This is a genomic window from Hathewaya histolytica (genome assembly GCF_901482605.1).
Classification (GTDB): domain Bacteria; phylum Bacillota; class Clostridia; order Clostridiales; family Clostridiaceae; genus Hathewaya; species Hathewaya histolytica.
In genome coordinates this window covers 925,105-950,019 of sequence record NZ_LR590481.1, presented here as the reverse complement: position 1 = coordinate 950,019, position 24,915 = coordinate 925,105, and the positions used below count along the sequence as shown (strand labels likewise).

The following is a 24,915-nucleotide window of genomic DNA, read 5'->3' as shown; positions in this document are numbered from 1 at the left end:
AATACAAATTTTTATAAAGTAATTTACGAATTTTAAAAAGACTTATATAAAATTCCTTTTTTCATGGAGTAGAGAGCAACTTCTGCTTCTATTCCTCCATGACTATAGATCTTTATTCTCTCTTTAATCTTGTCACCTATGTTTTTATAAATTATATTATATTCTTCTGGTATTATTTCTATGGCTCCTTCTGTGGTCTTCTCTGCATAAACCCTTTTAACTAAATCTGTAGGTGCTCCAATTAAGGCAAGTTCAAGTGCTAAGACTTCTAGTCTTACATCAGATACCCTACTATGTGTTTGAAAACATCCGGCAGATATCTTACTCATCTTTCCTATATGCCCTACCATAGTTATCTTCTTAATTCCAAGAGTTCCTGCACATTCTAGGGCAAAACCTACATAGTTAGACATGGTAACCGTATTATTTATATTAAGATTTAGTTCACGGCACATATCCTCTCCCATATTTCCAAATACAAGTATGGGCTCCGTAACACCTGTTGCAAACTTTTGATTCATCTCAAGTTTTACAGAATCTTTTAAAGCTTCCTCTGACATTGGCGTTACAATACCTGTAGTTCCTAAAATAGAAATACCCCCAATTATATTTAGTCTAGGATTAAAAGTCTTCTTTGCAACTTCTGCACCACCAGGTACAAATATAGTAATCTCAACACCTTTACCCTCTGGAAGCACTTCCATAACTTCTTTTTTTATCATGCGTCTTGGAACAGGATTAATAGCCCACTCACCTTTAGGCACATATAACCCTTCTCCCATGACCATGCCTACTCCATCTCCACCTTTTAGGCTATAACCACTATCTCTTATTTCGGCCCTAGCCCAAATTTCAAGACCATGAGTAGCATCTGGATCGTCCCCACCATCCTTTATAACACAACACTCAACAAAATCCTCTCCACGTCTAATCTTCTCTATGGGAATATTGAGCCTTATGCCTTTAGGTGTATCTATAAGAACTTCCTCTACAGTATCTCCTGTATATAGCATATAGGTTGCCGCCTTAGCAGAAGATGCGGCACAAGAACCTGTAGTGTATCCACATCTTAATTTTTTACCCTCACTATAAACATATAAATCTAGCATGTTTTTCTCCTAAAAATTAGTCTCTTTTAACTATCATGTACATCAAAGCATTCATAATTGCAGCTGCTACAGTACTTCCACCTTTTCTTCCTCTTATAGTAATCATAGGCATATCTAATTTTTCAAATTCTTCTTTAGATTCTGCAGCACCCACAAATCCAATAGGAGCTCCTACTACAAAACTCGGCTTTGCTTTTCCTTCTTCTATAAGCTCTTTTAATCTAAATAAAGCTGTTGGTGCATTTCCAAATACAAATATCTCAGTTCCATCTTCTACTGCTTTTTCAACAGCTGCCATAGAACGAGTTACTCCTCTTTCTTTTGCAATAGCCGCAACTTCTGGCTCACTTACATAACATACAACTTTACAATTAAGTTTTTCTAATGCTTTCTTATTTATACCAGATAGAGCCATTTTTGTATCAGTGTAAATTGTAACACCCTCTTTTAGAGTTTCAAGGGCAGAATCTATAGACCCTTCTCTAATATAAGTTATATCTTTATATTCAAAATCTGCTGTAGTATGAATAGTTCTTTTTATAATTGAAAGCTCTCTTTCATCGAAATTGTGGGGACCCATTTCCTCGCCAATTATTTCAAAACTTCTCTTTTCAATATCCATAGGAACTTTTATATAATCCATTCTTTTCTCTCCTTTAGTTTGAACATAAAATTACTATTTTTCTAATAAAGAATTTAAAAAATCAATGCTTCCAAAGAAATGTATATGAGCATACGCACCTAGGGTATTATTTTTTACATAACCACAAGTCCAAATCTTTTCTCTCCCACTAAAGCTCTGTTTTCTAACTTTATATATGGTTTTTTCACTATTATTCACAAAAGATTTATGGAACTCATGACAGTTTATTTGAATTCCCTTAGGTAATATGTTATTTTCTTCCCCAATTTCAATCTCTGCATATCCAAAGTTTTGAAGTCTTTTTGTCATGTAAGCATTTCCATTAAAAAAACTAACTAATGGTGACTTTTCCTCTTCATTTTCATCTTTAAATATGCATTTTGTAAGATACATCATGCCTCCACATTCTGCATAAGCTCTAAGGCCTGAATCTAAGGCATTTTTAATAGAATTTAACATAGAAGTATTTTTAGAAAGTTCATCATAAAACACCTCTGGATACCCTCCACCTAAATATAGAAAATCTATATCCTCTGGAAGATTAGAATCCTTTAGCGGACTGAAATATATAACTGTGCCAGCCTCTTCTAAAAGTTCTAAGTTTTCTCTATAATAAAAGCTAAAAGCTTTATCATAAGCTACTGCAATTTTAATATTTTTATTTTCTATATGAAAATCATCTTCATATTTCTCTGTTTCTTTAAACTCTCCTAAAAGAGAATCTATATCTACATGCTCTTCTAAAAGAGTCGCGCAATGTTGTATCTTTTCTTCTAAATTTTCAATTTCACTACTCTGAACTAATCCTAGGTGCCTACTTTCAAGTTTAAGACTCTCATCTTTGGGTAAGTATCCAAAGACTTTAATATTACAATTTGCTTCTATGGCAGCCTTTAAAAGAGTATAGTAGCTACTGCTAATATTGTTTAGAATAACACCTTTAATAGAAGCATCTCTAAAATTTAGAATACCATTAATTTCTGCACATAAAGTTGCAACCTGTGCCTTAGGTGCTATTACAAGCACTGTAGGAAGCTTTAAAGTCTTTGCAACTTCATAAGTCGAATAACTAGTATCTATGCCTTTTCCATCATAAAATCCCATAACCCCTTCAACTACTCCTAAGTTGCCAGTTCCTCTTGAAAAACTTGCCTTAACTCCATTCTCTCCCATTAGGAAAAGGTCTAGATTTCTTGAAGGTATTCCTGTAATTTTACTATGAAAAGCAGGATCTATATAATCAGGTCCAACCTTATATCCCTGAACCTTGTACTTCCTATTCTTTAAAGCTTTTAAAAGTCCTAAAGTCAAGGTGGTCTTTCCTCCACCGCTACTGTTAGATGAAAGAACTATAGCCTTCATGTAACCCCTCCTTATTTAAAGTGACTTTAAAGTATTAATTAAAATTTCGTTATTTTCTCTATCTTTTACTGCAAATCTAACATAATGATTATCTAATCCTTTATAGTTATCTGCCCTTCTAATTAATATATCATTCTTAAGCATCTTTTCATATAATTCTTCTGCTGTTAAACCTTTTAACTTAACTAAAACAAAATTACCATAAGTTATATAAACTTTCTCTATAAAGTCTATCTCTTTTAAAACTTTATCCATATAAGATTTTTCAGATTGAACCCATATTAAGGATTTTTCTATATACTCATTATCCCAAAGCACATAAGTTCCTGCAACCTCTGCAAAGGAATTTATATTCCATGGGTTTTGCTTTTCTAATATTTTATTTTTAAATTCTACATTAGAAGTTACGGCATAACCAAGTCTAATACCTGGCATACCGAAAAATTTAGTTAAAGCTCTAACTATAAAAATACAATTATACTCATCTACAAAAGAACATAAACTATGAGTCTTACTTCCTGTAAATTCAATAAAAGCTTCATCAATTATAATAATTTTGTCATGTGCTTCTGCATAGTCTAAAATAATTTTAAATTTATCTTTGTCTATAATTGAACCATTAGGATTATTAGGGTTTGCAATTATAATACCCTCTGTGTTTTTTAGGCCTTCTAAAACCTCATCATAGTCTACATAAAATCTATGTGATTTCTCTTCCTTAAGCTTCTCTTCTTTAAAATAAACGTAACTTAAAGAAACATTGTGCTTTTTAGCACTAAGTTCATATTCTGCAAAGGAGGGAACTAATAGGGTTACTGACTTTAAAAGACTTATGGATAAATCTAAAAGCTCTGCTGCCCCATTACCTAAGAGTATTTTATCTTCTTTTACATTCAAATAATTAGAAAGGGAGTTTTTAAGCCTTCTATAATTAATATCTGGATAGCGTACCAAAGATTCTAATCCCTCATTTAAATGTTCTATAAAACTTTTGGGAACACCAAGTGGATTTATGTTAGAACTAAAGTCTATAATTTTTCGCCCTTCCATAAAACCATGAGTATATACATCGCCACCATGTATCACTATAATCCCCTCCAAATTAATATTATAGTTAAATAAATGAAAACTAGTAAAGCTTCTGAACCATACATAAGTCTTACACATTGAATTATGCTATCCTTTGAAAGCTCTTTAATCTTATCGCCTATAGTTGGTTTATAAATAACTTCACCAAAATAAGTATTAGTACCACCTAATTGAATTTTCATAGCTCCAGCTGCTGCCCCTTCCGGATAAGCACAATTAGGACTTTTATGATTTTTTCTATCACGAATCATAATCTTTAAGCTTTCTATGATATTTCCATTAACTAAAGGTGCACACAATCCTATTAGTACTCCTGTAATTCTAGCCGGAATAAAGTTAAACACATCATCTACTGTAGCTGGAAAAAATCCTATGTATTTATATTTTTCAGTAAGATAGCCAAGCATAGAATCCATGGTATTAATACCCTTATACATCATGGCAAAAGCTGCTCCATAAGGACCACCAATCATAGCATAAAATATAGGAGCAATAACTCCATCTGCTGTGTTTTCAGCAACAGTTTCAACATCTGCCCTTATAACCTCATGCTCTGAAAGATCTTTAGTTTCTCTTCCCACTATATATGAAAGCTTAACTCTAGCCTCTTTTAAATCATTTTTACTAAGTTCATCATAAACCTTTACTGCTTCATTTTTTAAACACTTACAAGCAATAGTAGTCCAAAGAATTAAAATATTTAATATATGATGAAGCAATAATATATTCCTTGTAAAATAAAGAATTATAAAAGGAATTAAAAAGCTAGCTGTACTTACTATAATTACAATAAGTCCGCCAAAAGCTTTAAGCCCATTATTACTTTTACATAATGCCCTACCTTTTTTTTGAAGATAGGATATAAGTTTACCTATGTATATTACAGGATGAGGAAATCCATAAGGATCTCCCACAATCCAATCAAGAATAACTGCAAGAACAATATCTAAAGCATATAACATATATTATCGACTTCCTTATTTTTTACTCTGTTCTATAATTTCATATACTTTGTCCATATCTAAAGAGCTTCTAACTAAATCTGCAAGTTTATCTAGCTCTCTTTCTCTTATGTTTTCATATATCTCAGACTTTTTAGGCTCTATACCTTTGTTCACTCTTAGAATGTTTACTAAATTTTCTCTAAAACTAACTCCATCAAAAATACCATGGATATAAGTTCCCATAATATTTCCCTTAGAATTTATAGCTCCATCACCACATTCTGTGCTAAGTCCATTCCTCTCATAGATATTAAATAGTGGAGTTGCTTCTTTTCCATAATTACAAATTCCCATATGGATTTCATAGCCATAAACTTCACCCTTAAATCCATTAAAAATAGAGTTAGAACTATAAGAATCTTTATTAGATGCTTTAACTCTTGTAGTTACCTTTTCCTTTTCAAATACTGTTTCTATATCTAAAAGTCCCATTCCTTCTATTTCTTCTATAGAAGATTCAGTGTGATAAGGGTCCTTTAAAGTTTTACCTAACATCTGATATCCGCCACAGATTCCAATTAACATACCATCATTGTCTCCGTAAGCTTTAATCTTATGTTCAAGTCCACTTTCTCTTATAACATTTAAATCCTCTATGGTGTTTTTACTACCTAATATTACAACTAGGTCTGGTTCTCCAAATTCCTCTGGTCCCTCTACAAATCTAACAGATACATCCTCTTCTATTTTTAAAGCATCTAAATCTGTAAAGTTAGATACATGAGGAAGTCTAATAGCCGCAATATCAATAGGTGCTGTAACCTTTTTATTTAATTTTACTGCTCCATCTTCATCTTCTAGAGCCAAACGGAAATAAGGAACTACACCTAAAGTAGGAACTTTTATAATATCTTCAAGCATAGTTAGTCCTGGTTTTAGAATTTCTACATCTCCTCTAAACTTGTTTATAATAGTTCCCTTAACCCTTTTTTTCTCCTCTTCATTAAATAAAACCATGGTTCCAGCAAGTGATGCAAATACTCCACCCTTATCTATATCACCAATTAAAAGAACTGGTGCGTCTACAAGTTCTGCCATACCCATATTTACAATGTCATTATCTCTTAGATTAATTTCTGCAGGACTACCAGCACCCTCCATTACAACTACGTCATATTCCTTTTCCATTTCCTCGAACTGTTCCTTTAGCATTTTGCTAAATTGAGGTTTCATTTTATGATATTCCATGGCTGTGCAATTACAATGAACTTTACCATTTACAATAACCTGACAATTTTTGTCCCCTGTAGGTTTAAGTAAAATAGGATTCATAAATGCCTCTGGTTCCATACCACAAGCATAAGCTTGAAGTACCTGAGCTCTTCCCATTTCCTTACCGTCTAGTGTTATATAAGAATTAAGGCTCATATTTTGAGATTTAAAAGGAACCACTTTATAACCATCCTGTTTTAATATTCTACAAAGAGCAGTAACTAAAATACTCTTACCAACTGAAGAACCAGTACCTTGAAACATTATTCTTGCCATATGAAATTCATCTCCCGATTTAATTCTATCTCACTTTAATTATTTTCCCTTATTAATTATATTTAACTTTCTATATTAAATACTTTACTTCATTCCCTTTTGGTTTTTTCCAAGTTCTTTATATCTTCCTTCTATAGCATCATCTAAATGTTGAAGGTATAAGTCTTGAATCTTTTTATTCTCACCAAGACCGTGCATATAGATATTAACCTTCATTCCCTCTGCTTCTAAAATTGACTTGTAAGAGTCTTCATCATCACCAGCCATATCATTTTGAGCATGATCTCCTGCAACTAACATAAATGGCATTAAAGTAACTTCCTTTACCCCATCAACCTTCATACGCTCTAAAGCTGTGTTTATATAAGGATAGCCTTCTACGTTTGCAATATAAACATTTCTTATGCCCTCATCATGAAGCACACATTGAAAACAAGAGTATACTGCATTAGAATAATGAGCAGTACCGTGACCCATGAAAAGGATGTTTTTATGATCTTTAATTTGCTCTTTTATGGCATCTACCATAAGAGTGTAATCATCTGGATGGCCTTCTTCCTCACCCTTAAAGTATATTAGAGGTCTTCCAATTTCTATTCTCTTAAAGGCATCTTTATAACCATGAGTTAATATTTTCTTAATATAATCAAATTCTACACCAGGTATTAAATGAAGAGGTTGGACTATAACTTCTTCAAAACCTTCATTGTTAAGCTTTTCTAATGCTTCCTCTGGAGTGTCCACATGCATATCATAAACTCTTTTAAGTTTTCTAATTATAATATGAGAAGTAAAAGCACGTCTCACTTCATAATCACCGTAAGTTTCTTTTACCCTATTTTCAATAGCCTCAATAGTCAACTTTCTTGTGTCCTCATAACTAGTTCCAAAGCTTACAACTAAAATAGCCTTTTTCAAAGAAAAGCCCTCCTTAAATTATATGTTTTATTAAATAAAAAAACTCGGCCCTTTAGAGCCGAGAGTATCTTTCAATATGCTATGCCTTTTATATACAGAATATTTAACATTTCATATCTTAGATTTGCATTTCCCTCCGAATGCTCCTAATCTAAAACTTTTAGGCAGGTCTCCTGACTTATGAATCTTCCTCCCCTTACCCTTCCTCATCTTATGAGTGGCATTGCAAGGTTTGTCCTCATTTACAGTAGCGGGGGCTGCTGTGGACTTTAACCACATTCCCTTTTCACCTATAAAGGCACCTAAAACATGTTATTTAGTTTTAAATTTCTATAAATTTCGTATAAATAAATTTATATAACAAGTTTATACTATTGAAAGGATGGTGTCAATATTTATGAAGGTAAAGAATAATTACTTTCTCTTAATTATGTTTTTATTTTATATTTTTTAAAGTATAGATATTTGATGCATTTAATGGAACTGTATTTAAATAAGTTTCTCCTGTTTTATTAAAGAAAACTGCGTAAGTTATTCCATTATTGCTCCCATCTCTTATTCCTCTTACTTGAATTACTCCTTTATCAGGTACTCCAATCTTTACAGCCTTATGCCTAATTGCAAAAGGTTCAGTATGGGGGGATCCATCTACAAAAACTTGAACATAATCTCCATCTTCTTTAGATGAAAAATTCCATATAGAAAGCTCTATTTTTCCATATCCCGTGGCTGATTCTATTGAAAAGTCTTTTGGTTCTAGCTTAAGTGTTTCTTTGCTTAGCATATCTCCAACCTTAACATTCTCAGTCTTTCCTGATACAAGATTTGTTTTATAATTTGCAGTACCTACTTTATTTGCTAAAGCCCCAAAATAAACCATAAAAAGTAAGAATAGTACACCTATCACCTTTCTAAAATTTTTCATAGAAGGAGTTATAAAAGCATCTTTTTCTTCATTTTCTTCAAATCTTTTGTATGAATTCTCTTCATTAATATTCTTTTCAGCTTCATCTATTATATTAGTTCTTTCATGTTCACTAAAAACTCCAATTTCTTCAGATAATTCTTCTTCTCTAAACTTTTTCATATTATGATCTCCTTTCCAGCTAAACCCCTTCGCTGTAATTTTGCATTTTCTCTTCATCCCTTAGCATAAAGTCTGCAATAGGATTTTTAGAATAATAAACAGATATAAATACTCTCCAAAGTATTAAAGAAATTATAAATATTATTATTCCAAACCTATGTCTACCAGTATTTAAAGTAATATAACTCCAATTTAGCACCTCTACTCCAAGGGCTACAAATAAATTAGTTATTGTTAAAAATTTAATTGTTTCAAATAAAGAAGGAAACATAACATACATCTTTCTTAAATTTCTAAATCTAAGTGAAATATAAGTTAATATTAAAATTGCTATAATTAAAGAAATATAGTCGTTTGTTACTGTATACCCTGTTTGAATTATTTTAACTCCATCTGCTATACCCTTAATTGGTGCAAAAATTAATATCATTAAAATAATAGGTATATAAAGTACCCCGTAAATAATTGCTATTAAATTACTTATAGCTTTTAAAAGTTTATCCATGTTGTCACCCTCCCCTATAAACTAACTTCTAAAACATCTTCTTCTTCGATTGTAACTAGATGTTCCTTAGTTAGGTGTTCTATATTTCCAAGTCTCACAGCTTGATTTCGAACAGTCTTTTCAAATAAGTTTCTTACATATCTTCCATTACCAAAGTCCTGAACTTTTGAAGCTTGCTCAAATATACTCCTCATCTTCACTCTTGCACCTTCAGTAATAACATAGCCTTTTTCTTTAAATATATTGTCAGTAATATTTAAAAGATCTTCTACCGAATAATCTTTAAATTCTATTACATTAGCAAATCGTGATTTTAGTCCTGAATTTACCTCCAAGAATCTATCCATATCTTCACTATATCCTGCAAGTATAACCAAAAGATTTTCACGGTTATCATCCATACCTTTAACTAGTGTATCTATAGCTTCTCTACCGAAACCATTACTACTTTCTGCATCTTGAGCTAGTGCATAGGCTTCATCAATAAATAAAATTCCACCTAGTGCAGAATCAATCTTTTCTTTAGTCTTTATAGCAGTTTGTCCAACATATCCAGCAACTAATCCACTTCTATCTGTTTCAATAAATTTCTTACTATTTAAAACTCCAAGGTTATAAAGTACTTCTCCTATAATTCGAGCGATAGTAGTTTTCCCTGTACCAGGATTACCTTTAAATATCATATGGAGAGTTTGAGATTGATCTGAAGGAAGTCCTAAAGCTTTCCTTTGATTTTTTATCTTAAGCTGAGCCTGAAGACTTCTTATAAAATTCTTAACCTCTTCAAGTCCTATGACTTCCTTTAACTTAGTTTCTAAGTCAAAGTTATTATTTTGCCCTACATATGCTTCAAAGTCTTCTTCAGTTAAAAGAACCACAGCCTTCTGGTCAATTTCTTCCATGTCCGCTATTCTTGAAGATTGTTTTCTTATAGCCTTTTCAACTATATTTCTAACTAGCCTTCCGTTCCCACTTTCTGCTCCACCTTTTTTATTTGATGTATTTATTGCATCTTGAAGCTCATCTTCAGCATTACCTGCAAGTATAAAACCTTTTCTTTTAATCATTGCTTTTCCTATTTCTAAAAGTTCATCTAAATTATAATCTGGAAAATCAACTTTAAGAGGGAATCTAGAACTTAAACCTGAATTTGTATTTAAAAATTCACTCATTTCCTTATTATATCCTGCGAGAATAACTATAACTTCTCCTCTATAGTCCTCCACAAGCTTTACCAATACATCTACAGCCTCTTTTCCTATAGGATCATTTTCTGAAGACATTAAAGCATAAGCTTCATCAATAAATAATACTCCGCCTAATGCTGATTTAAATACTTCTGTAGCCTTTTTAGTTGTTTCTCCAATATATTGACCTATAAGCCCACTTCTGTCTGTTTCTATAAGCTGACCAGATTTTAAAATCCCCATCTTCTTCATTAAATCTGCTACAAGCCTTGCAATGGTAGTTTTTCCAGTTCCAGGGTTTCCAGTAAAAATCATATTCAGTGATTGTGAAGACTCTACATTAATTCCAAGTTTCCTTCTCTTTTCTTTTGCAATTATCTGTTTTTCTAAGCCTCTTATAAAGCTTTTTACTTCATTTAGACCGGTTATTTTAGAAAGTTCCTCTTCAAGGTTAAAGTCTACCTTTTTGTCCAATCCGAAATCACTTATAGTAAGTTTATTTATTTCATCTTTGTTTATATTCATTTCACCCATTGCTGATAATCTTCTAGATTGATTTGCAATAGCTTGTTCAACTATATTTCTAGCAAGTCTTCCATTACCACTATCATTTATGCCCTTAATTTGCTTGCTTTCAAATAGCATTATGATCTCTTCATTTAAATCACTATGAATTTCATATCCATTCTGTTTTGCAATTATCTTTGAAATTTCTAAAAGTTCTTTTGCTGTATAGTCTGGAAATTCAACAGTATAGTTAAATCTAGACTTTAAGCCACTGTTAGTCTTTAAAAAGTCCTCCATTTCCTTTGAATAACCTGCAAGTATGACAACTAGATCATCCCTGTTATCTTCTACAGCCTTTACAAGGCTATCTACAGCTTCTACTCCAAAAATATCATTATTATCTCTAGCTAAAGAATAAGCTTCATCAATAAATAATATACCCCCAATAGCCGAATTCACCTTTGCTGTAGTCTTTTGTGCAGTTTCACCTACGTATTGGCCTACCAAATCGTTTCTCGAAACTTCAACAAGATGACCACTAGACAAATAGCCTAATGCTTTTAAATACTTTGCCATAATTCTCGCCATTGTAGTTTTTCCTGTACCAGGATTACCGGTAAAAATCATATGCAATGAGAGTTTTGCTTCTTTTGACCCTTGCGATTTTCTTAGATTTTGTACTTTTATATTATCCTGCAAAGTCCTTATAAAAGACTTAACGTTATGTAAGCCAATAATGCTTTCAAGTTCTTTATTTAACTGCTCTATACCTTCTATATCTATCTTTTTTATTACAGATGACAATTCAGTTCTACCTGAATTATCCTCTAGAACTAATATGTTATGATCTTCACTTAAAATATAAAGTTTCTCATTGGATAACTTTCCTTTTAACTCTAGTTCCACAAGAGGCCTATATATATTCTCTTCAATATAATCATTTAATGCATGAGCACCATAAGCTTTGTTACAATTATTCACTACACAATTTAATACACTTTCTTGGAATCTAATTACAATACCTAAATTATTCTGTATCTTTTCCTTATACTCTTCCAGAATAAACCTTCCAATCGTAGAAATAATTTCTCTAGTAAGTGGTACAGTTTGAATTATGTCATAAATTCTTTCCACAAACTTGCTTGAAAACATTGTTTTAATGCTTTCCTCACTTTTTTCTGTTATAAAAATAAGATATTTACCATTGGCTAATATCTCATCAGTGGTATCTAATGTAAGTGAACCTTTTCCTGTAACATCTACCATATGATCCATTTCATCTATATATCTTCTATTCAAATTAACCTTTTCATCTATTACAAGCTTTGTAATAGTATCTAAAACATTTGAATGACACTTATCAAAGTTATCGAAAACAACTACTTGGTTCTGTCCATAAAGTGCACTATAAAGATCATCTAAAAATAGATTTTCTGCATCCTTTTCCAGTTTATACTTAGCTAAATCCAAAGAAAATACTCCAGATTTCTTAAATATATTCTCTTCTTTTAAAAATCTAGTAATAGCTTTTACTGAAAGATGTCTCCCTGATCCCTTTGGGCCAGTTATAAATATAGTATTGCTTATTCCATCAGTTTTTCCATAAGCAAAAGGTCTTTTAAATGCAATAGAAAGCTTGCTTAAAAATTCTTTTTGTCCAAGTACGTATTCTGATAGAGTGTTCTCTACCCTTTGAAAAGCTGCATCCAATTCTAATTTAGTTTTGTTAACTTCTAAAGGCTTACAATCTAGATTCACTATAGTATTACCAAGATTTTGCACTACTTTTTCCGTATCTTTTACTGTATTTGAAACTGTCTTTCCTATATGCTTACCAGCGTTACTTGTTGCATTTGCTACTTTTTTATCTACTGTACTTGTTGCCTTTGCTACAGAGTTATTAACAGCCTTTTTGTCCTTTTTAAAGACCTTTCTATCTACAATCCCCATCTCGTTTATATAATCTACAACTTGAATTTCAGGGAATAAAATTCTACTTAAAGTTTTTATATTTAATACATTTTTCTTTGATTTATTTTTTGTCAACTAAATCCCCCCAGTATCTTCTTACTATATATGATTATAGCATAATATTTCCCTTCTCTATCTTTAATCAGTTGAGCATGCTCTTTTCCATTCTTTACAAAAGTTAATTTTCTAAATAAAAATCATATCCTATACTTCCAAAGCATAAATATCCTTTTTACCTACTACAATAACTAATACTTTATTTAAATCCTCTTCTCCAAGTTCCCCTTTAACCATTTTACTTTCAGCATATCCTTGAAGCTGCTTTAATCCTTCTTCTTTTACTTTGTCTAATGCATCTCTTTCACTTTCTTTTATATATTTTAGTTCTATAATCCATTGGAATTTAGTTATATCTTTAAATTGAATTTTTCTTTTTAGCATTATATCTACATAGCCATTATTGTTCTCAGCTTCACTTTGTATGAAATAAGTGCTATCTACGCCTAATAGTGTAAGGAGTATCATTTTTATATTTTTTTCATCCATTTTTATTAAATCTCTATTGGATAAATCCTCTAATATGCCTTTTACAAATTCTATTAAAGGCTGAATATTTCCATTCATTCTCATTTCATTAACAGCTATTCTTACATCTTGCAACTGAACATTATACTCTAGATTCATTCTTTGAAAATACTGTTCCCAATAAATTGTTTTTATCACGTAATTAGGTATTTTAAGTACTGTCCCTAATGGACCTTGCTCCTTTATTGTAAGCATTCCAAGGTAAAAAAGTAGGGATTTGAAGTTTTCCTTCACACTATACATAGTATGAATATTAAATCTATCTACTAGCATAGTAGAGGTTTCCCCTGTAGTCATTATTTCTTCTAGTGCTTCCCTATCATTAAAATTATAAGCTAACTGATTAACTTTTCCATAATCTGTTTTTACATTATTATCTATCATTTCTTTAGGATAACGATTATATAATGAATAATTATTAAGAAAATACATAGACATATCTGGATTAAAAACTGTTTTACTATCTTCATTAAATTTATATCCATTATAATACTCTGTCATATCCGTACATATTTTTTCTCTTAGGGATTCTTCCTTTATTTCAACTTCATCCATAATATAAGAAATTTCATCCCTTGTAAAACCCATCATAGCGTTAAGATTTTGATCTAAAGTATAGTTCATAGTAATGTTAAATCCACTAGTTAAGTCATCTAGCATTATAGGGCTTACCCCTGTCATAAATATTCTATTAAAGTTGTCTGCCGTTGCATCTTTTATAGCTTTATAAAATACCTTAACAAAACCTTCACCATGAAGTATCCCACTATAAGTGCTTTGTCTTCCTCCTGTAATCAGTTCATTGGCAAAGTTATCATATTCATCTATTAGAACAAATACAGGTATTTTTATTTTACTAGCTAATAAAGATATATATTGTACTATTACTTCCGCACTGTCTATTTCTTTTGGAATAGTATCAATACCTAATAAACCTGAGTATTTGTTTACAAATCTTATAGCAGATAAAAGCACTTTTGAATTAAAACTAATTCTTAATTCTTCTTCACCATGACCTGCATCTACTCCTGCAAAACTTATTTTCCACACAAGAAAGCTATTCCTCTCCTCTGTAGGATTTTTACCTATATATAAATCTCCAAATAACTCCTCAAATTTACCCTTTTTATTTATATCATAGTAATTCTCTAGCATTGATATAAAAAGACTTTTTCCAAACCTTCTAGGTCTTATAAAAAAATTATAGGGAGCATATCTATCTAATAGTTCTATATAAGAGGTTTTATCTACGTAAAGATAATTCTTCTCTCTTAAAACTTCAAAATTAGAAATACCATAGGGTATTCTTTTCATTTACTCTCACTCCTAACTTAATTTTATCTATTATTCAATAAACCATTTGTCTAATGTTTTTAAACTAATGTATAAATATCTTTATATTTAGTTGTATATTTGTAGCTTTAACTTTTTCATAGCTACTTTAAGCTGTATATTTTCCTTACATTTTATAGTATACCCTATATTTTATATCCTTTGTATAAAGATATAAAACAAATTACGTTTATAATTTACGCATACCTCTTAGATTGACTTAAACAATGTTATTTAGTTAAAATGTGATTGGAGGTGAAGTACATGAAGAAGTTAATTAGGGTTGTTGGTGCTATTATTCAAAATGAAAATGGTGAAATATTATGTGCTTTAAGATCAACTAAGATGTCCCTTCCTAACCTTTGGGAATTTCCTGGTGGTAAAATCGAAGAGGGTGAATCCTTAGGAGATGCCATTGTTCGTGAAATTAAAGAAGAGCTTGATTGTACTATAGAATTTATAGATGTTTTTAATGATAACTCCCATGAATATGATAAGTTTATAGTTAATTTAATAACTGTTAGATGTAGATTAATAGAGGGTAAACCTACTGCTAATGAACACGCTAAGCTCATTTGGCTTCCTAAAGAAAATTTAACTTCTTTAAACTGGGCTCCTGCTGATGTTCCTGCTGTAGAACAATTAATTAAAGAAAAACAGTAGCACAAGAAATTCATTATTATATTCAAATAACATTTAACAGAAAAAGTCTTGGATTTTCTCCAAGACTTTTTACATGCAAGATATCTTTTCTAAATCTCTACTACTTAAAAATTTATTTGCAAAGGCATACAGTATGGATTCTCCCTTCGGCAAGGCTCTTATTCCCTATTATATAATTTCCAATACTTCTACTGTATATTTTTCACCTGGAGCATCAACTTCAGCTATATCTCCAACTTTTTTACCCATTAATGTTTTTCCTAAATCTGATTCTACACTTATAAGCATATTTTCTGGGTCTGCATCCATAGTAGTTACTAGTGATACAGTTGTTTCAAATTCATCTTCTACAAATTTAATCTTACATTTACTATTAACGCCTAGTACTGACTTATCTTGATTTTTCTCATCTATTACATTTGCAGTTGAAATCATAGTTAATAAATATTGAATCCTATTATCATTTTCTCTATAGTTTGCACAAGCTTCTTTGTATTCTGCATTTTCTGACCTATCACCATGAGCTGCTGCTTCTAATTTTTCCTTTGCTATTTCACCTCTTTTTGTAGTCATTCTATATTCTAATTCTTCTTTTAATTTATTCATATTTTCTTCTGTTAATATGTTTTTCATGTACAAATACCCTCCTCTGAGTAAAAACTCCATCTGAAGCCAAAGATTCTATTTATGTCTACGATATTATATAATCATAAATATCTTCTCTTACTTTCGTAATTAATTTATATCTTATTTCTACAGCTGTTTTTGCAGTATTTTTCATTGTAAATTCATGTGGCTTTCCTACTGCCTTTATTTTTCCTAGGAAATAAAACTCCTTTGAGATTTTATCATCTTTATTTTTTCTCACAAATAAAGTCATTTCTACTCCATGATCTTCTGCATTATAAGCCTTAACAATATCTTCTGATGTTGTAGTTCTACCTGATTTTGAAATTGCTATTAACTGTGACTCTGATTCAAATCTATCCTCGTAATTTATAGTATCATTTATGTTATCTGACTTATCATAATTAATAAACACAGGGTAGGTATTAGTGGTTTTATCATATTTATAACCACCTATATTTAAAGCTACTTCACCCTTTTCCCACTCTAAAAGCCTACATACATCTTCATATGTGTATTTTTGATATAATTGAAAATTGGTATTCATATACCTGTTACTATAATTTTTATTATATCTACTTAAACCAAAATCTATTAATTCCATAACCATATCTTTAAAAAAGTTATTTTCAATACAACTTTTAAATTCAGATGAAATAGTATAATAATTGCCTTGTCTTTCTATAAATATACACTTAGAATATGTCTTTTTAGCTGATCCAGTTGGAAACTCATTTGTTAATATATTAATTACGTTTGTTTCAGTAATATCTTTAAAATCTATATTATATAGCTTCTTAAGTTCATGTTTTAACTCACCTATTAAGTCTAATTTATTATTAATTAGATTTTTAATCATTATAAGTTCGTGTGGCCTCTTACCTGAAGCTAACTTTTTAGAAATAAACTCAATAAATAAAGCTTCTATGTCATTAAGCTCTACAGTATATTCTGTATCATACTTTTTTAAAAAGTTATAATATGAACCTAATTTAGTAGAAAAAATCCTTAATGGATCTATAGAATCAAATTTATCAAAGTCACCCAAACTAGGTATCCTGCCAATTTTTTGTTTGAGATTAAAATAACTTTCTTTAATTAATTTTATATCATTGAAATTTGCTAAATCTATTGATTGAAATATTCTCTTTTTTGATATTTCATCAAAATTAATAGTAGAACAACCAGGTATAACTCTTGTTCCTTCCATAACATACTTTCTAATAGTATCTTTATTAAAGGTTCTATCACCTGATAAGGCTATTGGAATCAAAAAGTTATTATTATAATTTCCTACAAAATCTATTATTACAACATACTCTTTAAATTTATTTTTTCTAAGACCTCTACCTAGCTGTTGCACAAATACTATTGAAGATTTAGTTGGCCTTAACATTACAACTTGGTTTATAGAAGGTATATCTACTCCCTCATTAAATATATCTACAGTAAAAATATAATCTAATGAATTTAAAATTTCATCCTGCTCTAATCTTTCAATAGCTTTTTCTCTTTCCTCTTGTGAGTTTTCTCCTGTTAGTGCAACGGTTTTATATCCTCTTGTATTAAATATATCAGAAAGCTCTTTAGCCTCTTTTTTATCACTACAGAACACTAATCCCTTTACTCTTTCACCACAATATCCATAAAAATTTATTTTATCGATAATATGATTTACTCTTTCTTCAGCCACTAAGCATTTAAAATCCGATTTATCGTCTAACTCAACTCCATTAATTGTAATATCTGAAACTCCAAAGTAGTGGAATGGACAAAGTAAATCCTCTTCTAATGCTTGTTGCAAGCGTATTTCATATGCAATATTGTGATTAAACATTTTAAATATATCAAATTCGTCACTTCTTTCAGGTGTTGCTGTCATACCTAAAAGAAATTTAGGATTAAAATAATTAACTATTTTTTGATAACTATTTGCTCCTGCTTTATGAACTTCATCTATTACAATATAATCAAATTCATTTTTGTCAAAGCTATGTAGTACATCGTCCTTTGATAGTGTCTGGACTGTACAAAATATAAAATCCTTATCTATTTCTTTCCTAGTACCTGATAATATCCCCATACTCATTGTATCACCAAATACATTTCCAAAACTATTTAATGCCTGCTTTGCAATTTGTTCTCTATGTACAATAAATAATGCTCTTTTAGGATTGTAGTTTCTAAGTTCAAATGCAGATAAATAAGTCTTACCTGTTCCTGTTGCCGAAATTAAAAGACCTCTATCTTGTCCATTTTCTCTAAGTCTTTCTAACCCCTGTATTGCTTCTACCTGCATCTTATTAGGCTTTAATTTATATTGGGCAAGTTTAGGAACCTTACTTTTTCTAGTAAACTCAAGCTGTTTTCTATATATTTCCTCATAAGTCTCTATCCATTCAATAGTTAGTTCATCTGCATCATTCCAAAGCTGATTAAACTCTGAAATAACCCCTTCTGTTAATGAACCTTCTTCTAAAGATGAAACCTTTAAATTCCACTCCTTATTTTTAGTTAAAGCTGTTTGAGTTAGATTAGAGCTACCTACTATTAATTTATAATGATCTGTATATCTAAAAATATATCCTTTTGTGTGAAAATTCTCTTTGCTATATAACTTAAGTTCTATATTAGGAAACGTTAAAAGCTTTTTTAATGCCTTTGGCTCACTAAAATTTAAATAATCCGTAGTTAAAATCTTACCTTTTATCCCTTTTTCATTTAAAGCTTTTAAAGTTTCTAATAAAGGAAGTATCCCACTATTAGTAATAAATGCAACTGATATAAAAAATTCTTCGCACTTATTAAGTTCCGATATTATTTCACTTAATACTTTACTTCCCCTAGAATAATCATTTACAACCAACTTAGGCGTTAAAGCTAAATTAGAATCTATTAATTTATTAATGAGTCCTGTCTCACTAGCTTTTAATAGTTCATCCCTTATTGAATTCTCGTTACTAACTTCAATGGACTTATATTCAATGTTATTTATAGTTATATCACTTTTATCATATACTCTTATTGATTCATCCCCTAATCTTTTTAAATCCGTACCTACTTTTGAAGCCATATTAATCCCCCTTAACCTTATAGGAAAAATCATACTTATGAGATGTTTTTATTTTCACTTTAATATTTATATTATAACCTATATGTGTATATTTTAGAATATAACCTATAATAAAGGAATCCCCTTAGAGGATTCCCATTGTTCTATAACATCATATGCATAGCAATCTATCGTTTCAATACAGGAACATAAATTTCCATTACAGTGTCTTTTCTGCCGTGACATCTCTCATCATAAAATTCAAAATCCATCTTACTTTCATCAAATATATATTCACTATCCTTAAACCACTCTTCAAATATATATTTCCACGTTTGCTTTATTACACTTGCAAATTCATTCTGCTCGGGATCCTTAGTTGTGTCTACTGGCGGCGTTGTAAATACAGCATAGGTTGCCTCTGGCACTTCTACTGTTAACATGTCATCTGTAACTTTTGTAAAATCATCGACTATAACCCCAAGAAGATATACTGCATCCCCATTTTGATCATTTGATGATACACACAGACCAACCTCCCCATGCTTTGGTGGTTCTAAAATTTTGTACATTTTACTTTCTAGATTTTCTCCATCATAATTGCTCCAAAATGAAGCAATATCTTTTGTGTAGTTTCTATTAGCAACATTAGTCCTAATGCCATACCCTGCAACTTTAAACTCTGATTTTTTAATAATAATAGGATTCATTATATAACCTCCAATTTCTAATATTGGTTTTTCACCAAAATAACCATCCATACGTTTTAAATATTGCGTAGGAGTAAAACCGTATTCTTTTTTAAAAGCTCTTGAAAATCCAGTATGTGTCTCAAATCCATACTCTAGAGCAATATCTATTATTTTATTTCCCTTAAATAAATCAATCGCTGCTAAGGCTAGCCTTCTTTTTTTAACATACTCCATTAAAGTAATTCCTTGACTAATACTAAATACTCTACAAAAATGAAAAGTAGAATATCCACATTCTCTCGCTATTAATTCTGGTGTTAAATCCATCTTTATATTTTCTTCAATATACTCAATACATTGCAATATAGCCTTACTATAATTCAAATTATCACCAACCTTATCCCTGTATGGTAATTATATTGTATCAACAAAATTAGAGTAATACTGCTCCTATATTGCTAAATCAAAATAACAGTGCAACAAACCGTTGCACTGTTTAAATTATACTATTTCTTTCTAATTGGTATCCAAACTTCAAATTTTGCATTAGCTGGATCTTGATTTAAATATAATTCAATATCTGGTGCATCTGCATATTCATATCCTGAAGTTGGTAACCATTCTGTAATTATTCTTTTTTCTATTTCTTGAATTGCCATTGGCATAGCACCCTCTCCAGGGAAAACTGCCCAAGTACCTGCTGGTATTATACATTCATTCATCCCCTTAGGTACTTCTTTGTCTGTTTTCGTAGCTATATAATATTCCCATCTTTCTAAGCTATCCATACAAGCACTAACACCTAATATTCCCCTAGAATCTGGCTCCATGAGAGATACTATCTGATTAATTACGCCACTTTGTGCTGCCTCTTGCCATAAGTTTGGTACAGTTTTAAAATTCTCCTCAATATTCTTTTCTAATGGTGTTTTTATCCCTACTATTCTAATTTGTTCCTTTTTAACTATACTATATTTCATTTCTCCTACTCCTTTTATTGTTATTTTAAAACTAATAGGAGGATATGCTTTTAGGAAGGTTCCCTCTTTTTGTGCCACTGAAGGCGATACAGAATGTACCTTTTGAAAAGCCCTATTAAAAGCAGTTGGAGACTCATATCCATAACGCAATGATACATCAATGACCTTATCTCCACTTTGTAAATCAAAAGCTGCTCTTGTTAATCTTCTATTTCTTATATATTCTGATAGTGGTACTCCTGCTATATATGAAAACATTCTTTGAAAGTGATATGCAGTACAACAAGCAATTTTTGCTGCCCTTTCATATTCAATTTTTCCATCTAGATTTGATTCAATATATTGAATTGATTCATTTAATCTTTCTAACCATTCCATTAAGCCATCCCCCTTACAAATAACAGTATAGTAGATACTAATTATATAAACCTCTCATTTGATGCACATATATGAGAAGTTTTTTTATTTTAAATTATACAAACGTTTCTAATCATACATAATATCCATGAAAATATCACCTTTACATATCCTCTTGTCTTATCCACCTATCTATAAAACATTTTTCTAAAAATATTTTTTTATCTAAATATTCTCTTAAAACATCTCTTATATATTCTGAGTTGTATTTTTCATTTTTGTTATTTGATAAGCTTTTATAGCCTGTCCCTCTTTGTAGATAATCAGATGTTGCTACTTTGTATATCTTTTGGTCTTCAAGATTACCATCTTTAAGTTTTACACTTAATATGTCCTTTCCATTATGCTCAATAATAGCACCTGATACATGAAGTTTTCCAAGGTATTTCCCTCTAAATCCAGGACCTTTCCCATCTTGCAAGCATACTTCAGCTTGAAGTGATAAACTTAGTGCTTCTTTTATATATTTACCTTTAATCTCCATGTAAGTTGGATTCAATGGTGAAGGTCCTATTTCAAGAAGTTTCTTATTTGAAACATCACCTTTTCTTATACCACCATTTATTACACCGCTGTTAATTATGCTTAAGTCACAAGGTATTATATCCTTTAAGGCATCTGCTAAAAAATTAGTCATGGGATTTTCCTCAACAACGTCATGCCATATGTCACAATCTATTTTATAAAGTGGTTTGCTTAAAGTCTCTATCGCAATTCCTTTCTGATTCAAAATTTCCTTAGTAATATTAATGTCTTCAATTATATTTTCAATTTCTATATTCTCTCCACTAAAGTCTACAATTCTTCCATCTTTTATTTCAATATCAAGAACCCCTAGATGTTCAGCATATTTTCCCGATTGATGAATTATTGTGCCATTTACCATTTTAGGACTTTCCATAAGAGTATGGCTGTGACCACCTATTATTACATCAATTCCATCTAATTTTTCAGCAAATAACAAATCCTCATTAATTCCAGAATGGCTAAGTACTATGCATATATCATATTTACCTTTATTATTTTCAATCTCCATTTTAATTGCCTCAATAGGATTAGAAGCATACATATTTGATAGTGAAAAAAATTCATTATATGGCGGTGTTGTTCCTATAATTAGAAACTTAAATCCTCCTCTTTCTATAATAATGCTACGTTTTAAATTCTTAATATAAGTCATGTCATCCTTATATAAATTACAAGAGAGAAAGGGAATCAATTCTGTTGAAGTCATAGTCTCAAGAATTTCTACTCCAGCAAATCCTTCATTATTTCCAACAGCTATAGCATCATACCCTGCCATATTTAACAAACTGCAACCAGCCTTGCCACTTGTCCCTTGAACTTCTATTCTCATAAAATCATTAAAATCTCCTGCATCAAGAATTAAGGTATTGTGATTTTTAAGTTCTCTTATTTTACTTACTATTTTTGAAAATACTTCAAATCTACTGTGAATGTCGTTAGTGTGTAGTATCCTTATATTCATCGTTTTTCCCTCACTTATAAATATCTTAAAAATATATCTTTATTTCTATATTAATTATACCATTCTATACTAATTTAATTGTAACATTACATAAGAAATTATAACTGTATAATAAGGCTTATCCCTTATATCACCACATTTAACAAATTTATTCTTTCATAGTCTTTAAAGTCTAAAATTCAAAATTTATCTTATATGCAAAAGCCCTTTTTGGTATAATATTCCTATAAGTCAAAATTTAGGCATTAATCTTTTAAGTAATATTATAATAGTATAAATACTTTATTTATACCCTTTAAAACTTTAATCATATGATTGGGGGGAATGATTTGTTTAATATTTCTAACATTATCCTATCTTTAATTGTAATGTTTATTATTACGGTTATTGTTTTAATATCCATAAGCAGAAGTATCTATAAAGTACAAGCAAGTCTTTTTATTATATTAGGTATGGTTCTTCAATTTGTATCCTTCTTTACATATAAAAGTGTTCTACATCCTATAAGCTCAATTTTATTTATATCAGGCATTATAATAGGTAAATATGGAATTCATGCTAAAGGTTCCTCGAAAGTGCCTATTATAATCTTAATCTCTATGTTTTTCCTTATACAAATAATTGGCTATGTATTTAATATAGACCTTTTTAAAATTTCTACTGTATCAAATAACAGCACCTCATATAACTTTATAGGCATAATTATTCCTATAGCCCTTTACCTGCCTATAGCATACTTCCTAGAAAAAAGATATAATAACTAATGTATTAGCTTTTAGTTTCTAACATAATATTAAAGTATGCTCTATTAATATTACAAAGAGAATTCGGGGGGATTACAGTGATAGATTGGAAAGATGATTTTGTTATTGGAGTAGATAAAATTGATAGTCAACATAAACATTTGTTTAAAATAGCAAATGATGCATATGATGTTTTAAAAAATGAATTTTGTATAGATAAGTATGATAAAATCATAAAGATACTTGAAGAATTAAAAGAATATACTATATTTCATTTTAATGCAGAGGAAAACTATATGCAGGAAATTGGCTACAAAAAATTATTTACTCACAAAATTGAACATAACAAATTTATTGAAAAAATTAAAAATGTAAATTTAGATAATATAGATAAGGATCAAGATGCTTACCTTTTAGAGATTTTGGAGTTTGTAGTAAATTGGATTGAGAATCATATTTTATATACAGATAAATTAATTACAAAATTATAAATTATAAGTGAGAGTCTAAATCTTAAAGCTATTCTAAGATACAGACTCTTAAATTTTACTATGTATTTTAATGCCTTCTTGATATAATGGTTATAATAGTTATCTAATCCAAATTTAAATTACATTAGTAAATAAAGTTTAGGGGGATAATATATGAAACGTCTTAGTTTATTTTGTAGTATTTTTATATTAATTATATTTATTTCTATGGAAGGTACAGTGGTTATGGCAAGAGCAGGTGGAGGGGGAAGTTCTTCTGGAGGTTCTTCTAGTAGCTCATCTAGCAGTTCTTCTAGAAGTAGTTCTGGTAGTTCGCGTGATAGTGATGGTTACAGAAGAAACTCACCTATAGGATTTGTACTAACACTTATTCCCATACTGCTATTTACTGTTGGAAAGACAGTGTATTCTGCTGTACGTGATTATAAAATATATTTGAAAACTAAAAAAATGCTTAGATCTTTAAGTAAAATAGATGATATGTGGGATTATAATAAATTGAAAATAAGAGTAAATAAAACCTTTTATACTGTTCAAAGTGCTTGGATGAATCGTAACCATGACTTGGCTAGGGAATATATGAGTAAAAACATATATGATCTTCATACCAGTAAAACTGATTGGATGACTATAAGACATGAGAAAAACATATTAGAAAATATACGTATTTTAAGTATAACTCCTGTAGGAGTTCAAGATTTTATGGATTCTAGCCAAAATGTTATATGGTTTAGTATAAGGGCTTCTATGGAAGACTATACAATAGATGATATAACCATGGAAATAGTCGATGGAAACCGTGCAATTAGTATGTTCAGAGAATATTGGAAATTCGTACGAGAAGATTCTAAATGGGTTCTAGATGAAATTCGTCAAAAAGATGAGTTTTATAATACTAAAGCCTGTACAAACTATTCAGAAAGATTAAAGTAATAAAAAAGCTCCTACTCATATTTATTGATTAGGAGCTTAAA

At 30.2% G+C, this 24,915-nt stretch carries 20 protein-coding genes and 1 riboswitch; of the genes, 4 read left to right on the top strand and 16 right to left on the bottom strand.

What is annotated here, in order from left to right; genetic code table 11:
- Positions 1-32: 32 nt before the first annotated feature.
- The 11 genes from cbiD to FGL08_RS04355 all read right to left on the bottom strand — a co-directional run bounded on the left by cbiD (position 33) and on the right by FGL08_RS04355 (position 14,769).
- Positions 33-1,109, bottom strand: a complete 1,077-nt coding sequence (cbiD, locus tag FGL08_RS04405; RefSeq protein ID WP_138209620.1) for a cobalt-precorrin-5B (C(1))-methyltransferase CbiD — start codon at positions 1,107-1,109, stop codon at positions 33-35.
- Between the two features lie 16 nt (positions 1,110-1,125).
- Entirely contained in the window at positions 1,126-1,752 is a 627-nt protein-coding gene (locus FGL08_RS04400; protein WP_138209619.1) for a precorrin-8X methylmutase, read from the bottom strand.
- 33 nt (positions 1,753-1,785) lie between these two features.
- Positions 1,786-3,114 (bottom strand): cobyrinic acid a,c-diamide synthase CobB, encoded by a 1,329-nt coding sequence (locus tag FGL08_RS04395; RefSeq protein ID WP_138209618.1) that lies wholly within the window; start codon positions 3,112-3,114, stop codon positions 1,786-1,788.
- Between the two features lie 15 nt (positions 3,115-3,129).
- Entirely contained in the window at positions 3,130-4,197 is a 1,068-nt protein-coding gene (locus FGL08_RS04390) for a pyridoxal phosphate-dependent aminotransferase (RefSeq protein ID WP_138211270.1), read from the bottom strand.
- Positions 4,198-4,199: 2 nt separating this feature from the next.
- Positions 4,200-5,165, bottom strand: coding sequence for an adenosylcobinamide-phosphate synthase CbiB (gene cbiB, locus FGL08_RS04385; RefSeq protein WP_138209617.1), 966 nt, complete (start codon positions 5,163-5,165; stop codon positions 4,200-4,202).
- Between the two features lie 15 nt (positions 5,166-5,180).
- A complete protein-coding gene (locus FGL08_RS04380; RefSeq protein ID WP_138209616.1) occupies positions 5,181-6,695 on the bottom strand; it encodes a cobyric acid synthase in 1,515 nt (504 codons plus the stop codon).
- An 84-nt stretch (positions 6,696-6,779) separates the two neighbouring features.
- The gene (locus FGL08_RS04375) at positions 6,780-7,613 is read right to left on the bottom strand and encodes a sirohydrochlorin cobaltochelatase (RefSeq protein ID WP_138209615.1); all 834 of its coding nucleotides are present in this window, start codon (positions 7,611-7,613) and stop codon (positions 6,780-6,782) included.
- 146 nt (positions 7,614-7,759) lie between these two features.
- Positions 7,760-7,934, bottom strand: a riboswitch (cobalamin riboswitch).
- A gap of 115 nt (positions 7,935-8,049) precedes the next feature.
- A complete protein-coding gene (locus tag FGL08_RS04370; RefSeq protein ID WP_138209614.1) occupies positions 8,050-8,700 on the bottom strand; it encodes a hypothetical protein in 651 nt (216 codons plus the stop codon).
- A gap of 19 nt (positions 8,701-8,719) precedes the next feature.
- Positions 8,720-9,205: a hypothetical protein gene (locus FGL08_RS04365; RefSeq protein ID WP_138209613.1), complete on the bottom strand. Its 486-nt coding sequence runs from the start codon at positions 9,203-9,205 to the stop codon at positions 8,720-8,722.
- A 14-nt stretch (positions 9,206-9,219) separates the two neighbouring features.
- Positions 9,220-12,945, bottom strand: a complete 3,726-nt coding sequence (locus FGL08_RS04360) for an AAA family ATPase (RefSeq protein WP_243117939.1) — start codon at positions 12,943-12,945, stop codon at positions 9,220-9,222.
- Between the two features lie 129 nt (positions 12,946-13,074).
- Positions 13,075-14,769, bottom strand: coding sequence for a PD-(D/E)XK nuclease domain-containing ATP-binding protein (locus FGL08_RS04355; protein ID WP_138209612.1), 1,695 nt, complete (start codon positions 14,767-14,769; stop codon positions 13,075-13,077).
- A 282-nt stretch (positions 14,770-15,051) separates the two neighbouring features.
- Between FGL08_RS04355 and FGL08_RS04350 the strand changes: the two genes are divergently transcribed.
- Positions 15,052-15,450 carry a (deoxy)nucleoside triphosphate pyrophosphohydrolase gene (locus tag FGL08_RS04350; RefSeq protein ID WP_138209611.1) on the top strand — a complete coding sequence of 133 codons (399 nt, stop codon included), beginning with the start codon at positions 15,052-15,054 and terminating at the stop codon, positions 15,448-15,450.
- Between the two features lie 168 nt (positions 15,451-15,618).
- On the opposite strand, the gene FGL08_RS04345 is transcribed toward FGL08_RS04350, so the two are convergent.
- From FGL08_RS04345 to FGL08_RS04325, 5 genes are all read right to left on the bottom strand, one after another.
- Positions 15,619-16,083, bottom strand: coding sequence for a GreA/GreB family elongation factor (locus FGL08_RS04345; RefSeq protein ID WP_138209610.1), 465 nt, complete (start codon positions 16,081-16,083; stop codon positions 15,619-15,621).
- A 58-nt stretch (positions 16,084-16,141) separates the two neighbouring features.
- Positions 16,142-19,150: a DEAD/DEAH box helicase gene (locus FGL08_RS04340; protein WP_243117938.1), complete on the bottom strand. Its 3,009-nt coding sequence runs from the start codon at positions 19,148-19,150 to the stop codon at positions 16,142-16,144.
- 167 nt (positions 19,151-19,317) lie between these two features.
- A complete protein-coding gene (locus FGL08_RS04335; protein WP_138209609.1) occupies positions 19,318-20,205 on the bottom strand; it encodes an AraC family transcriptional regulator in 888 nt (295 codons plus the stop codon).
- A 122-nt stretch (positions 20,206-20,327) separates the two neighbouring features.
- Positions 20,328-21,179, bottom strand: a complete 852-nt coding sequence (locus FGL08_RS04330; RefSeq protein ID WP_138209608.1) for an AraC family transcriptional regulator — start codon at positions 21,177-21,179, stop codon at positions 20,328-20,330.
- A gap of 142 nt (positions 21,180-21,321) precedes the next feature.
- Positions 21,322-22,707, bottom strand: coding sequence for a bifunctional metallophosphatase/5'-nucleotidase (locus FGL08_RS04325; protein WP_138209607.1), 1,386 nt, complete (start codon positions 22,705-22,707; stop codon positions 21,322-21,324).
- 329 nt (positions 22,708-23,036) lie between these two features.
- On the opposite strand from FGL08_RS04325, the gene FGL08_RS04320 reads away from it, so the two are divergent.
- From FGL08_RS04320 to FGL08_RS04310, 3 genes are all read left to right on the top strand, one after another.
- Entirely contained in the window at positions 23,037-23,471 is a 435-nt protein-coding gene (locus FGL08_RS04320) for a hypothetical protein (protein WP_138209606.1), read from the top strand.
- Positions 23,472-23,548: 77 nt separating this feature from the next.
- Positions 23,549-23,941 carry a bacteriohemerythrin gene (locus FGL08_RS04315; protein ID WP_138209605.1) on the top strand — a complete coding sequence of 131 codons (393 nt, stop codon included), beginning with the start codon at positions 23,549-23,551 and terminating at the stop codon, positions 23,939-23,941.
- A 153-nt stretch (positions 23,942-24,094) separates the two neighbouring features.
- Positions 24,095-24,874: a Tim44 domain-containing protein gene (locus FGL08_RS04310; RefSeq protein ID WP_138209604.1), complete on the top strand. Its 780-nt coding sequence runs from the start codon at positions 24,095-24,097 to the stop codon at positions 24,872-24,874.
- The last annotated feature ends 41 nt before the right edge of the window (positions 24,875-24,915 follow it).